Source organism: Psychrobacter sp. D2 (genome assembly GCF_013608135.1).
GTDB lineage: Bacteria > Pseudomonadota > Gammaproteobacteria > Pseudomonadales > Moraxellaceae > Psychrobacter > Psychrobacter cryohalolentis.
The window spans coordinates 127,626-142,074 of sequence record NZ_JACDXZ010000004.1 but is presented as its reverse complement, the minus strand read 5'-3'; the positions used below and the strand labels follow the sequence as shown (position 1 = coordinate 142,074).

Sequence of the window (14,449 nt, the reverse complement as noted above, 5' to 3'; positions counted from 1 at the left end):
TGGGCACCACACCGAAAATGAGCTTTTTAATTGAGTAGCTAAACTTAACTGGATTAGAAAAGATATTTCGAAATATCTTCTACAAGCCTCGAAAATTGGACAAAAAAAAGCCTCACTTCCTATTTAAGGAGTGAGGCTTTTAGTACTTTTTCAAGCCATATTTGGAGCGGGAAAAGAGATTCGAACTCTCGACCCCAACCTTGGCAAGGTTATGCTCTACCACTGAGCTATTCCCGCTAATTATCAATTAACTATCGTCAGTTGATGATGGCGTATTATACGCAGTTTTCTGAGCGTGTCAACAGCTAGTATGAAAAAAAGCAAAAGATAGTAGATTGGCATATTATCGCATCGTCTATCTATGTTATAACAGATTGTTATAATCTATATTCCAAAAGCTTTGCTTTCTATAAATAGGCTGGAATGCAGTTTTATAATTACTTTTATCATATTTATGATTAATAAACATAACACTTAAGGATAAGTAGTATGAGTCAACAATATACCATCGCTGATTATTTGTTTGATCGTGTCGCAGAAGCAGGTGCGTCAGAGGTATTTGGCGTACCTGGTGATTTTAATCTCACGTTTTTAGATAATGTACTTGCCTCAGATAAATTACGCTGGGTAGGTAATACCAATGAGTTAAATGCTGGTTACGCAGCAGATGGCTATGCACGTGAGCGTGGGTTTGCGGCGATGGTGACGACCTTTGGAGTGGGTGAGCTGTCCGCTATCAATGCCACCGCAGGCTCGTTTGCTGAGTATGCGCCAGTGCTTCATATCGTAGGCGCGCCAAGTACAGCATTACAAGATTCAAAGCGTCGCATCCATCACTCACTTGGTGATGGCGTGTTCAATCATTTTATTAAAATGGTAGAACCGGTTACGGTAGCACGGGCGCAAATTACGCCTGAAAATGCTGCCTCAGAGATTGACCGCGTGATTCGCTTGATTCTCAAAAAGCATCGCCCAGGCTATTTATTACTATCACCAGATGTAGCAAAAACGCCAATTTATCCACCGACGACTAAACTTATCGATAGTGAGGAAGATATTACTAGCCAAGCGGCGTTAGCAGACTTTAAACAAGCGCTGATAGAATTTTTACCCAATAAAACCACGACGCTCATGGCAGATTTGATGGTGCATCGTTTGGGTCTGCAAAATCAGCTTAAGGCTTTGATTGCCGATACTGACATTCCTTATACAACGTTATCGTGGGGCAAAACTTTGCTTGATGAAAATAGTGAGCGTTGGGCAGGCACCTATGCAGGCGTGGCATCGCGTCCTGTCGTTAAGGATATGGTCGAAAACTGTGAGTGTTTGATAAAAATTGGTGTGCAATATACTGATACTACTACTGCAGGTTTTAGCCAAGATATTGATGAAAACGTGGTGGTTGACCTGCATTATGAGCGTGCGAGTATCGCAGGCAAAAACTTTGCGCCCATTGCCCTAAAAGATGCTCTAAAAACACTGCATGAGGTAATGACTTCAGATATTAATATTGTACCGAAGCAGTTCTGTGAAGAAGTGAAGCCGCATGAGCAACATGGCAAGGATGATGAGGCTATCCGTCAAGATGATTTGTGGCATATCATTGCCGATGCGCTCGATGATAAAAACTTGGTATTTTCAGAACAAGGTACTGCCTATTTTGGTATCAGTGATGTGCGTCTGCCAGAAGGCGTGACGTCTTATGGTCAGCCGATGTGGGGTTCTATTGGTTATACTTTGCCTGCAAGTTTAGGTGGCGCCATTGCTTCACCGCATAAGCGTAGTATTTTACTCATTGGTGATGGTTCTGCTTTATTAACCATTCAAGAAATTGCGGTAATGATTCAAGAACGTATCAACCCGGTGATTGTACTGATTAACAATGATGGCTATACCGTTGAGCGCGCGATTCATGGTGAAAACCAGTACTATAACGACATTCCTAAATGTGACTGGCAGTTGATGCCAAAAGCGTTTGGTGCCAATGATGATAATAGTCTGCTACTAAAAGCAGAGACAGCAGGCGAGTTAAAAGATGCTCTCAAGCAAGCGGCGGCTGCAAAAGACAAGCTGGTTATGTTGGAAGTCATCGCTGGCAAGCATGATATCCCGCCACTATTAGCCGATATCAGTGCCGCGCTTAAGCCAAAAGCCAATTAAGTCTATTTAATAAGTTTTAATCAAAACAAGCTCGTTGAGTCACTAAACTCAATGGGCTTTTTTGAGGATTTTTTTCGATATCGACCAACTAACTAGAGATACTGCTTATGTCGATTTGCATACTTTAGTATCATGGTAGGTTGGGCTGTATTCGGTCCTTAACACTTAAAAGGACATACCTTATTATGATTTGGCTGAAAATGCTTATTGGCGCTTTAATGGTACTGGCGATTCAATTATTCGCGCAAACCAGATTTTTCTATTTGGCTGCACTTGCCCCACTTTTCCCCACTTTTACGTTGATTAGTCACTTTATTGTAGGGACAGAGCGTAGCCCTGCTGATTTAAAGGTTGCACTAATATTTAGTATGCTCGGCGTCATCCCGCATCTTATTTATACCTGCGTGGTCTTTTTTAGCATCAGCTATGTCAGCTTATATAAAGCACTTTTATTGGGTACCATCGCTTGGACGGTGGCAGCGGCCATTTTAGTGATTACGTGGCAATACATTCATGCTTAGTAGTCACTAAACAAGCAGCTTAAACGATACAAAAGCGCGGTTTATCAACTGAATATATAGGCTAAGGTGACTATTTCTAAAGATAATTTTTATAGATTCCGTTGTAGATGTTATGCTTAAGGACGATTTTATTGTGTTACCTGCAACAAACTCATAACCAGACTATATCGATAACTCCATTCGTCATCACTGATAAATATAGGGCTTAAAAAAAGATGGATACCTTAAATATCCTATACCTTGTAGGGGCATTGTTAATTTTCGCCAGTATCATGGCAAGCACGTTATCAGCACGTTTGGGCGTTCCTTTATTACTGCTGTTTTTAATAGTAGGAATGCTGGCTGGTGAAGAGGGTATCTTAGGTATCGAGTTTTCCCAATATGCTATTGCTAATTTTGTTGGGCAAGCCGCTTTGGCTTGTATCTTGTTAGATGGTGGTCTACGTACCTCTTTTAAGTCCTTTCGCGTTGGTCTTAAGCCTGCCGTTACACTCGCTACTTGGGGTGTCCTCGCTACTGTCATGATACTGGGCGTATTCGTGACTTGGCTACTCGATGTCGATTGGCGTTTTGGTCTATTGATGGCGGCGATCGTTGGTTCAACTGATGCAGCAGCGGTCTTTTCATTGCTGCGTAATGGCGGCGTCAAGCTTAACGATCGTGTACAAGCTACATTGGAGCTAGAGTCAGGCGCCAACGATCCTTTGGCTATTTTATTGGTTACGGGTCTTATCGCTCTAAATGTCGATCCCGCTGGGCAAACAGTACTGGGCTTCTTAGGGTTGCTATTACAGCAGCTTAGCTTCGGTTTGGGCATGGGTTTGTTGTTTGGTTATTTATTGGCAAGACTATTACCCAAAATACACTTGGCAGAAGGTATGTATGCCATTTTGATCATGTCTGCTGGCTTGGCAGTCTTTGCCGCGACCAATCTTATTGGCGGTAGTGGGTTTTTGGCAATTTACCTCACTGGTGTGCTGATTGGCAATCATAAAGTACGCTCAACCGAGCATGTTATGCGGGTGATGGATAGCTTTGCTTGGTTATCACAAGCGGTGCTTTTTGTGGTGCTAGGTTTACTCGTGACGCCATCGAACGTTATCGATGTTTGGTATTATTCAGTGGCGATTGCCGCCTTTATGATTTTGATTGCTCGTCCTATCGCGGTCTATACGAGTGTCAAACCTTTTAAATTCAAAGACAGAGAAATCGGTTTTATCTCTTGGGTTGGCTTACGTGGTGCGGTCCCTATTACCCTTGCGATATTGCCAGTCATGGCAGGGATAGATGGTGCCTTTATGCTATTCGATATTGCCTTTGGTGTGGTGGTCTTGTCTTTGATTTTGCAAGGCACGACCATTCCTATTATGGCAAATTTGTTTAAAGTACGTATTCCGAATAATAAAGACCCAGAAGAAGAACATGAAGTTTGGGTATCTGATAAAGCGAGCATTACCTTATATGAATTTGAAGTAAAGTCTGGTGCATTTGCGATTGACCGTCATCCGATGGGCATCTCTAACCGTGTCAGCCCTGATGAGATTAGTATCTTTGCTTTGGTACGTCGGCAACACATTGTGATGGTTGAAGAAACGACCAAGCTCAAATGTGGGGATAGAGTCTGGTATGCGATGAGAGGTAATCATGCCAGTCAAATTGCCAAGATTTTCAATGATACGACACTCGATCGTAAAGCCATTGATGACTTTTATGGCGATTGGTTATTGTCACCCAGTGTGAAGCTTGGAGATTTGCCTTTTTTTACCGACATCATGGCGTCTGAGTCTCTTGTAGATAAGCTAAAGGCAAAACCTGAAAATACTTCAAAAATTATGTGGGAGCAGACGGTCGCTGAGTATGTCATAGACAATTTGGATATGAAGCCAGTATCAGGCGATATGGTTGCTATCAGTGATGAGTGGTCATTGGTCATCAAAGAAGTGGACGATAAAGGTAGGCTGAGAACGATTGGTTTAAAGCATCAAGAGTTTGCTAAGGCGATTTGATTTTTTGCTATATATAAATATCAGCTAAGATACCTGTGCAAGAAAAAGCCCTATTAATATGATTAATAGGGCTTTTTTAAAAGCATAACTTATAGTAATGACTACCACATCAAATCATCTGGAATCACATAAGCGGCATATGGATCGTCTTCTGCCAGCTCATCTTCTGCAGTATCGTTTGATACCACCATAAAGCCTGTCATCTTTGAATCGATACGATCGGCAAGTGGGCGTGGTAGTAGGGCATAGCTGTCATCTAAGCGAGCAATGACCACGTGACCTGCTACAATTTGATCGTATAGCTTTTGAGTAATAAAAAGTTTTTTAACTTTAGAGTTATCGACAAACTGATAGCTGATATCGCCATTTGTCTCAGTCAGTTGATGCTGCTTAATCATTTGAATGATGTTGGCTTTTAGCATCTTCTCTTCTAAGATGCGCTGCTTTTCTTGATTGAGCTTTTGGTCTTTTTCTAGCTTCTTAGCTTGAGCATCTGCCAAGGCTTTTTTAGCTTCGATATTCGATGCATCGCCAGTGCGCTTAGCGTGTTGCGTCTGTTTGCTTATCTTGTTGGCTTTCTTACTATCAACCAAGCCTGCTTTTAGAAGTTGAGCCTGTAGGGCGTTTTTTGCCATATCTGCATTACCTAAATGAAACTAACTAAGTGAAATGATCTAAATTGTCTTCAGTCATGGTAACAAATTCTGTCAAGAGATGTCATCAAATACGGCAATCCCAAAGTTTTTATTGAAAAATCGTTTGTCAGATAATTGAGTCACATACCTTTTTAGAATAATTGCCGTAGATTCTTGTTCACTCGCTTAAAAGCTTTGATGGTTAATAATGTGTTCAGCGAGGGTGATGAGGTCTGAAGCGATAAAGTCGGGTTTTGGTACATTGGGTGCCGAAAGTAGCGCGTTATAAGGTCGAGTGATAAAAGCCCCTTGGCAGCCAGCAGCTTGAGCACCGATAACATCCCAGAGGTGACAGGCGACAAGACATAGCTCTGAGGTCTCAACGGACAGCTCGCGAGCGACCATCTGATATGTCGCCGGTGCAGGTTTAAATTGGCTGACGTTTGCAACACTAAAATTCCGCTCAAAGAATTCACTCAGTCCTGCTTTTTCAAGCGGTGTCGGAGAAGCGCTAGGTGCTGAGTTGGTCAAAGTCACCAATCTAAATCCTGCATCACGTAGTTTGGTCAAAGCAGGGATAGCATCAGGGTGAGCTGGCATCTGACTCATACGCTGCTTAAATTCCTGTACATCTTCTTCGGTTAGCGTAACGGCATGAATATCTGCGGTCATTTGTAAAGCACCGACGCCAAGCTCGCCAAAAGGTGTGTAGAGACCAGATAAAGTCATGGTTTGCGAATAAAGTACCAATTGCGCGAACCACTCTCTGAGTCTGTTATTATCCCCAAATAAACGCGTGAATAAGGGCGTGAGCGTATCGATATCGAGTAAGGTTTCGTTGACATCGAATACGATAATCGGAGCTGAGTAGATATAGGACATAAAAGTTCCTTTTGCAATCAAAGTAAGCCTTACTATAGCTAATCCACTTTTAAAAGGGTACAGAGCTACTGGGGTTAATTATTCGCAGCCTCTGTCTGCGTAGGCACAGCAAGCAAGAAAAAGTAACCCCAGTAGTACCTTATAACATTTGCATTTCTTTTATTTAGGACCGGCTATAGTGAGGTTTGATAATATAATAAAGACATTCGGCAAACTTACTTTAGCTGGACTTGAGTAATCATTCAAGATAAAATTGAGTAGTCACTCAAATTGTATAACCATGTTTACTTTATTGTCTAAAATCATGGGACAAAAATTGGAATATTATGTCACGTACCACACTATATAATCGTCATGAAGCATTAGAGCGGGCCATACAGCTGTTTTGGCAAAAAGGCTTTCATGCAACCTCTTTAAAGGATATCGAGCAAGCGCTTGATATGCGACCGGGCAGTATTTATGCCGCTTTTGGTAATAAAGATGGATTGTTTCAAGAAGCGCTTGATTACTATGCGCAGGCAGGGCTAAAGGAGCTTGAGCGTACATTAAGCAGCTATGAATCCCCTTTATTAGGATTGGCAGCTTACATGCGTCAGCTTGGCGGTATCCGCGAAAAAAACCTGCCCAGTCGGGCATGTATGTTGGTCAAAAGCTTACTTGAGCTTGGTGCCCGTGAACAGTTAGCGCTAGAGAAAGTTGAAAAATTACTAGCCGGCATGGAGGCGCGTTTTGCCGCATGTTTTGTGGAGGCGCAGCAGCTAGGAGAGTTGGATAACACGCTCGATCCACTAAGATTGGCCCGTCGATTACAAGCCGAGGTTATGGGGCTGCGTGCTTTTGCTCAGCGCGATGTTGACAGTGCAGCGGTTCATGCGCTTGCAGAGGATATGGCGTATTCTATAGAAAGCTTGCGCAATAATGAGTCTGTTGGTTAAAACGATGCCTAGTGGCCAAGCTTAGTTTAAATAGTGAGTCTGCATAAGCGTACGTCCGCTAGTATGATGGTCATGTAAGCTGAAAATCGAACATGAGTATGGATGTTAACGGTCATTTGTATGATAGCAGATGTAAAAAAAGGCTACTTGAAAGATTAAGTAGCCTTTTTAGTTTTAAATTTTGCAGTGTGTTTTTATTATTAATTAGAGATACATCTATTGTGGCATGTCCGCTAATTGCTGCAAAATACTTTTGAAATTCTCAACCCCTTGAGCACCGCTAACCAGATGCTTTTGGTTAAAGATAACAGAAGGTACGCTTTGAATACCTTGCTGCCTCCACTGTTGCTGAGCACGGCGGACGTCTTCAGCAAAGCGCTCGTCTGCTAATACCGCTAGCGCCTCACTACGATCTAAACCAATCTCTGCTACGATATCGGCTAAGACTTCTTTGTTAGAAATATCTCTAGCGTGAGTAAAGTGAGCCGCGAACAAGGCTTGCTTTAAATCATGCGCGTACCCTTGCTGATCGGCCCAGTGCAGTAGTTGATGCATAGCAAAGGTATTATAAGTGCGACTCTCTTCAGTAAAGTTAAACGCAAAGCCTACCTCACGACCAGCCTCAGTCATTCTAGCGCGGCTAGCATCAGATTCTTCTCGACTTGAGCCGTATTTCTTAGCGATATGCTCACGATAGTTTCGTCCTTCGCTTGGTGTATCAGGATTAAGCTCAAACGGATGCCAGTGAATCTCGTGCGGAGTGTTGGTTTGTTTTAATGCCTCGGCTAGTTGACTATAGCCGATAGCGCACCAAGGGCAAACCACGTCCGACACGATATCTATTCGTAATGGTTTTTTTAAATTACTCATAGTGGCTCCTTATTGTATGCTTAGATAAATGGTCTTCTTATATACTGTACTTACTTATATATGATGTTTTCTTATAGGCATTATACAAAAGGCTATCCTAAATAAAATAATCTAGAATAGCCCTTCGTATTTTATAATCAGTCAGCTTTAATTAGACAGCCTTATGCCATTCAAATTTTTGAAAAGGCTTATCGATTGGCGTATTAGCCAGATGGTTGGTGTAGTTACTCATTACTTTCTGTGCTGTTGCTAATACTACTTCTAGCACTTGACGCTTAGTGAATCCTGCGTCCAAAAACGTTTGTACAGAGTCATCATTGACGTTGCCACGATCACGAACCACAGATAGAGTAAAGTCACGTAAAGCTTCTAGTTTTGCAGTTGGTAGTGGCGTCTCGTCACGTAATGCATCAGTGATAGCATCATCGACTTTCATGCTTTTGGCAATACCAGTATGAGCTGGCACACAATAATGACATTCATGCTCGACGTTGATGGTTTGCCATACTACCGTGGTCTCTTCGTCATCAAAGCTGCTGTCTAAGAACAGTTGATGTAGACGTTGGTAGCCTTCAAGCAATCCAGGCGCTTCAGCCATTACGGCATGTAAGTTTGGAACCATACCAAATGCATTGATTGAGACATCAAGTAATGCTGTGCTTTCTGCTGGCGCGCTTTGTTTATCATGTAATGTAAAGTCAGTCATATATAATTCCTATTTGGTATTAGTAACAGTATTAAAATTTTATTCAATCATTTAGGTTGAAAAATAACGATAATATTTGATTAAAGTTAGAACTTATTATCGTAAAGGTATCACCTTCTACTTGATAACTGACACCACTATAAATGATTTTGAGCAATCACTCAAATATAAATTGAATGATTGCTCAAATATTTGTAACGCTGGTTAACCATTAAAGGTTTTGCTAGCAATTAATTGTTCTTATTTACCCGTTTAGTGATGGTTAGATGCTGCATCTATTTTTGATTGGATTGATTTATAGAGGGTTTATTTTTGAAAGGCATGACCAACAACCCCCATAGCGAGGCATTTTGCTTGGCATCGGGATACTCTTTTAAACCAATATCTAATGCTTGATCAGGTTTTGATCCTTGGCTTTTATAACTACCAAAAAGCCAATCCCACCAAGTCACACTAAAGCCATAATTGGAATTGGTCTCACTGGCCCGTTGGCTGTGATGAATTCGGTGTAAGACTTGCGTGACTAGAATCATGCGTAAAGGCTTCTCAATCACTGGTGGCAGACGAATATTGGCATGATTAAACATAGCCAACCCATTTAAGGCAATCTCGAATATAAGTACCACGATAGCAGGGACACCAAGCGCACTAATGACAACGATCTTAAGCAATATGCTTAAGACAATTTCGATAGGATGAAATCTAAGCCCAGTGCTGGCATCGATATGCGCATCAGCGTGATGGACACGGTGCAAGCGCCAGAGAAGCGGCACTCGATGAAATAAACGATGTTGCCAGTAGATAACCATATCAAGCAACAATAAGCTTAAAATAATAGCCACGACATTCGGTATCTCAATTAGATTAAATAAACCGATACCGTTTTTTTGATTATAAATGGCGACCGTTGTCAGCCCAATGGGCACTGCCAAACGGGCAACAAAAGAAGAGGCAAATACTAGCCCAAGGTTGGCAAACCAACGCTTGCTACTCTTAATCGGTGATTGCCGTGCGGGATGCCTATGCTCAATGAGCATCATAATGACCAATATGCTAAAGAAAAAGCCCAAACGCCACCACATCTCATTCGCCATTATTGACCTCCTTAATGGGTTTATGTATATCGGTTTCGAGCCGTTTAAGCGTATGATAACCGCCATATATACGAGTCATAATAGTAACCGCACACGCCGCTGCAAAAATACTTGCTAATACCACAAAGTGCTGTGGCCAAATACAAAAGGCGATAAATAAAACAATGGTTTCAGTACCCTCAGTGAGACCATTTAGATAATAAAAGCTCTTATATTTAAATTGCGGCTTATCTAATTGAAATTTTTCGGCAGCAATCGCAAAGGCCAAGAAGCTAGAGCCAGTGCCAATAAAGGCGGCTAATAACAATGCGCCTGCAATGGCGTTTTGCTCGGGATTAACCAATACAAAGCCGAGTGGCACCGCTGCATAGAATAAAAAATCTAGGGTAATGTCTAGATAGCCGCCAGCACTTGAGCTTTGGCCAGCATAACGTGCCAGTGCACCATCTAATCCATCAAAAACACGGTTCAATATAATAGCAATTAGTGCTGCATGCCACAGCTCAAAAGCAATCAACGGTAACGCCAACATACCAACGAGAAAACCAGCGATAGTCAACTGATCTGCGGTAATACCGCCCTTATAAAATAGCACGACCAATGGCTCTAAAAGAGGCTTGATGATGGGGGTAATAAACTTATCGAGCATATTTTTGCCTTTTGTATCGTCATTCTTCTACAAGCAAGTAATCGCACTTTTTACATTAGTTTCTAAGTCTTATTTGTTTATCAATATTTTTACTTCATCAAAAACCAAGGAGTGCTTATCAGACAAACAATTTCTTATCAAAGGCGAATGATTTTGCCGTTTGCTGCTTCAGCATCGCTATGGTCGTGGGTAACCATGATAGTAGGTAACTTATGCTGACGGATTTGACGGAATACCAATTGCTGGGTTTCCGCTCTAAGCTGACTATCAAGTTTGCTAAAAGGCTCATCCAATAATATCGCTTTAGGTTCGCTTAACAGAGTACGCAGCAGCGCAACACGGGCTTGCTGACCCCCAGATAAGCTATCGGGATGTCGATTTTCCATACCTGCCAAACCGACTTGTTCAAGTGTGTCTGTTATTTGCCCAAAGCGCTGCTTTTTATTGCCTTTAGGCATCGCAAAAGCAATATTGCCTGCAACCGATAAATGCGAGAATAAGAGTGCATCTTGATATAAAACGCCAATATGGCGTAAATGCGCGGGTAGGTGACTGATGTTTTGACCATGTAGCCAAACCTCACCCGTGGCACTCAAGCCGCTCGGCAAGGTGCCAGTCATCCAATTTAACAAACTTGACTTGCCACTACCAGATGGACCCATGATAGTGAGAATGTCACCACCCTCAATCTGCTCATTTAACTGAAGTAGCAAGTGGCCTTCTCGAAAGAGTTGTAGATTTCTTATCTCTAAAGATGATTGCATTAAAGCGCCTTTATGTAGTCAATTAAAAATATGGTCAGTTCAAAATAAGAGAGATGTCAATGAAGCTTAAAAAATTTTTAATGCGCGAACATATTAACGAACGCCACTCTTAAAGAAATACTTTGGTAGCAGCCATGCCACCATAAAGCCAATCAGTGGCAATACCATTTGTATAATGGCATAGACCGCACTGGTGCGGCGGCTAGCGCCATTAGCAAGTGTTACCGCTTCGGTCGTAATGGTAGCAATACGTCCGCCGCCCGTGAGTAACGTTGGCAGATATTGACCAAAGCTCACCGCCAATCCTAGTGCCATTGCGATGAGTAGCGGTGCAAATAACTGCGGTAACTTAACTTGGAAGAATACTCTCATAGGCGGCGCTCCAAGACTGGCTGCTACAGTGGCAAAGCGCTTATCTAACCTTCTATAGCTGCTGGCAAGGGATAAAAATACATAGGGCAGTACAAATAAGAAGTGGGTAAAAGCGACGTTAAAAAATGCCGCTTGGTTATGGACAAGTTGCTGTAACCACACCAAGCCAAATAAGAAAGCAATGCTCGGCACCAGAAGTGGCAGATAAATAATCAAGCTGGTAAAATTCGAGATGGGTTTATTGCTTAACTGCTCTGCCTCTAAGCACAATAAAGTGATGCCAATAGCAAAAAGCGTTGAGACAATGCCAAGAATGAGCGTGTTAAATAATGGCGTGCTTATTTGCATCAAGGCACTTTGAAAGTGTGACAGCACAAGCTGCTCTGGCAAGGCGGCAGGGAAGCGCCAATAGCCAGCTAAAGACCACATCAGCAGACCAATGAGCGATAGGGCTATAAACCCTATGATGAATACCGTGGCGCTTGCAGTAATTTTCTGCCAAATAACATCCTTATACTGGCGTGTTCCATTAATCAGTGCGTTGCTGCATAGCGCTTTGACCATACGCTCACCGCCCAGCCATAATGCAATTAAGCTGCCGGTCACTATAAGCTGTAATATTGCTCCAGCCGAGGCTTTTATACGTAAGTTCAAATCAACATCATTAAACCACTGCATGATAGTGACAGCAAGCGTGGGCGGAGTATTGGGTCCTAAAATTAATGGCATCTCAACACTGGCACTGGCGTAAGCAAGTACTGCCAAAATAGGCAAACGCAAGAAGGGGTACAGTATAGGAAATACTGCTTTAAAAAAGGCAGTGATGGGATAGTAGCCTAAGTTTAGCGCAACTTGATATTGTTGGCGTAGCTTTTTACCAAGCTCAGGCTGTGCGAACACACCAAGTGCCATTAACAATAGAAAAGGCAGCTCTTTAAGTACCAGCCCCAAAATGATACTGATCCCATAAGGGTCATGGGGCAGTATCCCTTGCGGTGCCAGCTCCCAACCACTGAGCCATGGCGATATCATTCGTGCAATCATACCAGAGGGTGCAATCAAAAACCCAACGGCAATCGCCGCTGCGGCATGCGGGATCACTAAAATAGGGCTAAGCAAACGTTCAATACGTGTGAGCCAAGGACTATTAAAAAACGTCGCCAATATCATAATCGCTATGACAAAGGCGAGTAGGGTGCTGAGAAATCCGGTCGCCACACTAAGCGCAACCATTTGCTTAAGCCCCAGTGTTTGACCCAGCGCTTTAAATCCTTGTAGACCAAATGTCGTTGTTTCTAGAGCAGGCACCCAGCCAAACGCTGGCAGGATGACGCTTATCAAACCTCCTAATACAGGAAGAATAAGGAGTATTAATAAAAGACTGGGGCTTAGGGTCACTAAACGCGTAAAAAGGTCGGTTTTATAAGTTGCGGCTATTTGATTGCTTAAATTAGAATGAACAATAGCAGTATGGAGAGTGTCAGTATTCACGCCATCAGCATTGCTGTTATCAGTGTCAGCCTTGTTTTTCTCGATAGGTTTTTTCATTCGCTAACCCCGTAACGCGCTTGCCAACCTTGCATAATGGCGTCGACCCAGCTGGGGTGTGGTTCACTGACGGTTCGTTTAATGGCATCAAAAGGTAGGGCGCTTGCATGCGGTTTATTGGCTTTAAAGAGTGCTTGCTGCTCGGCGCTCAGTGTCGATTGAACCAGCACGGTTTTATCTCCCCAGACAGCTGGATTTTGTTTATGCGCCTGTGCTTCTGGGCTTAATAAAAAGTTTGCCACCAGTTGTGCTGCGGCTGCATGGCTTGCATTATAAGGAATAGCAACGAAGTGAGTATTGCTTAAACTGCCATCTGTCATAGCATAACTGCGAATACTGGGCGGCAAGTCATAGCGCTGAACGGCAGCTGGTATTTCGGATCCTGAAAAGGTAAAAGCCAAGCTGAGCTCTGTATCATCTACCAAGCGGCGCATTTGTGCGCCGCTTTGCAGGAATTGCTCACCTTTTCGCCATAGCATGGGATGCAGCTCATCCAAAAAATCCCACAGCGGATTGAGTATCAAATCTTTGTTTTGTGCATCTACCGGCTGGTTAAGCTCTGCTCTGAGAGTGGTTCCATTCTTGCTATCGCTTTGCTCATGCAGCATGACCAAAGCATACTTCAAAAAACTCATACTCAAAAAATCAGGCGGCTTTGGGTAGCCAAAACGTCCGGGGTTCTGCTGTGCCCACATCCTTAATTGCTGCAAGGTAGCAGGCGGTTTATCTATCGCTAAGTTATCATAATAAAAAGTCAGTGATGCTTGTCCCCATGGCGCTTCCATACCGTCAGTAGGTAAACCAAAATCAAGCGTGACAGAGGGGTTGTTATCAGGATCAGTCAGCGCAAAGTTTGGCAGAGTAGATGCCCAGTCCTTTAACAGTAATTTATTCTCACTCATAGCGGCAAAGTTTGCACCGTTGATCCAAATTAAATCAACGCTACCTTTATCGTTATTGTTGGCAGATTTTTCTGCAAGGACACGACTGACAGCCTCACTGGTGTCGCTTAATTTGACATGAACCAAGTTAATATTATATTTTTTATCGACCGCTTTTGCAGTCCACTGAATATAGGCATTAATTTGTGGATCCCCGCCCCAAGTATGAAAGTAAACGTCTTGATTTTCACCAGCTTGTACTGTCTGCTGCCATTGCAAGGTACTTTTATTATCTATGGCAGTGGGAGTCGAAGCGGTACTTGCAGAGATGCCAACGCAGATACCAAGCACTATGATAAAGGCGCTATAGCGGCTCAGTTTTTTTGGTATCATCAAAGCTGCGGGCAAGCTGAGAGGGTGCATGAA

The 14,449-nt window shown here is 42.8% G+C and carries 13 protein-coding genes and 1 tRNA gene; 4 read left to right on the top strand and 10 right to left on the bottom strand.

The genetic code is table 11. The features are described from left to right. Positions 1–162: 162 nt before the first annotated feature. A tRNA-Gly gene (locus H0262_RS07165) sits at positions 163–237 on the bottom strand. 252 nt (positions 238–489) lie between these two features. Between H0262_RS07165 and H0262_RS07160 the strand changes: the two genes are divergently transcribed. The 3 genes from H0262_RS07160 (at position 490) to H0262_RS07150 (ending at position 4,687) form a co-directional block, all read left to right on the top strand. Continuing rightward, positions 490–2,160, top strand: coding sequence for an alpha-keto acid decarboxylase family protein (locus H0262_RS07160; protein ID WP_181210247.1), 1,671 nt, complete (start codon positions 490–492; stop codon positions 2,158–2,160). A gap of 185 nt (positions 2,161–2,345) precedes the next feature. Next, entirely contained in the window at positions 2,346–2,681 is a 336-nt protein-coding gene (locus H0262_RS07155; RefSeq protein WP_181210246.1) for a GlpM family protein, read from the top strand. 215 nt (positions 2,682–2,896) lie between these two features. After that, positions 2,897–4,687 carry a potassium/proton antiporter gene (locus H0262_RS07150; RefSeq protein WP_181210245.1) on the top strand — a complete coding sequence of 597 codons (1,791 nt, stop codon included), beginning with the start codon at positions 2,897–2,899 and terminating at the stop codon, positions 4,685–4,687. A 101-nt stretch (positions 4,688–4,788) separates the two neighbouring features. On the opposite strand, the gene H0262_RS07145 is transcribed toward H0262_RS07150, so the two are convergent. Next, a complete protein-coding gene (locus H0262_RS07145; RefSeq protein WP_181210244.1) occupies positions 4,789–5,322 on the bottom strand; it encodes a DUF2058 domain-containing protein in 534 nt (177 codons plus the stop codon). A 186-nt stretch (positions 5,323–5,508) separates the two neighbouring features. Then, on the bottom strand, positions 5,509–6,204 hold the full coding sequence (locus H0262_RS07140) for a haloacid dehalogenase type II (protein ID WP_181210243.1): 696 nt from the start codon (positions 6,202–6,204) through the stop codon (positions 5,509–5,511). Positions 6,205–6,530: 326 nt separating this feature from the next. Between H0262_RS07140 and H0262_RS07135 the strand changes: the two genes are divergently transcribed. After that, positions 6,531–7,139 carry a TetR/AcrR family transcriptional regulator gene (locus H0262_RS07135; protein WP_181210242.1) on the top strand — a complete coding sequence of 203 codons (609 nt, stop codon included), beginning with the start codon at positions 6,531–6,533 and terminating at the stop codon, positions 7,137–7,139. 216 nt (positions 7,140–7,355) lie between these two features. On the opposite strand, the gene H0262_RS07130 is transcribed toward H0262_RS07135, so the two are convergent. From H0262_RS07130 to H0262_RS07100, 7 genes are all read right to left on the bottom strand, one after another. Next, positions 7,356–8,009, bottom strand: a complete 654-nt coding sequence (locus H0262_RS07130; RefSeq protein WP_181210241.1) for a DsbA family protein — start codon at positions 8,007–8,009, stop codon at positions 7,356–7,358. A 151-nt stretch (positions 8,010–8,160) separates the two neighbouring features. Then, the gene (locus H0262_RS07125) at positions 8,161–8,715 is read right to left on the bottom strand and encodes a carboxymuconolactone decarboxylase family protein (RefSeq protein WP_181210240.1); all 555 of its coding nucleotides are present in this window, start codon (positions 8,713–8,715) and stop codon (positions 8,161–8,163) included. Positions 8,716–8,990: 275 nt separating this feature from the next. Further along, positions 8,991–9,809 (bottom strand): sterol desaturase family protein, encoded by an 819-nt coding sequence (locus H0262_RS07120; RefSeq protein ID WP_181210239.1) that lies wholly within the window; start codon positions 9,807–9,809, stop codon positions 8,991–8,993. Next, complete coding sequence (locus H0262_RS07115; protein WP_181210238.1) at positions 9,799–10,458, bottom strand: CDP-alcohol phosphatidyltransferase family protein; 660 nt, start codon at positions 10,456–10,458, stop codon at positions 9,799–9,801. The genes H0262_RS07120 and H0262_RS07115 overlap by 11 nt, the downstream gene beginning before the upstream one ends. Before the next feature lie 137 nt (positions 10,459–10,595). Then, positions 10,596–11,222 carry an ATP-binding cassette domain-containing protein gene (locus H0262_RS07110; protein WP_181210237.1) on the bottom strand — a complete coding sequence of 209 codons (627 nt, stop codon included), beginning with the start codon at positions 11,220–11,222 and terminating at the stop codon, positions 10,596–10,598. 93 nt (positions 11,223–11,315) lie between these two features. Beyond that, positions 11,316–13,142 (bottom strand): ABC transporter permease, encoded by a 1,827-nt coding sequence (locus H0262_RS07105; RefSeq protein WP_220432396.1) that lies wholly within the window; start codon positions 13,140–13,142, stop codon positions 11,316–11,318. After that, positions 13,139–14,446 carry an ABC transporter substrate-binding protein gene (locus tag H0262_RS07100; protein WP_181210236.1) on the bottom strand — a complete coding sequence of 436 codons (1,308 nt, stop codon included), beginning with the start codon at positions 14,444–14,446 and terminating at the stop codon, positions 13,139–13,141. Before H0262_RS07100 ends, H0262_RS07105 begins: the two co-directional genes overlap by 4 nt. Between the last annotated feature and the right edge of the window lie 3 nt (positions 14,447–14,449).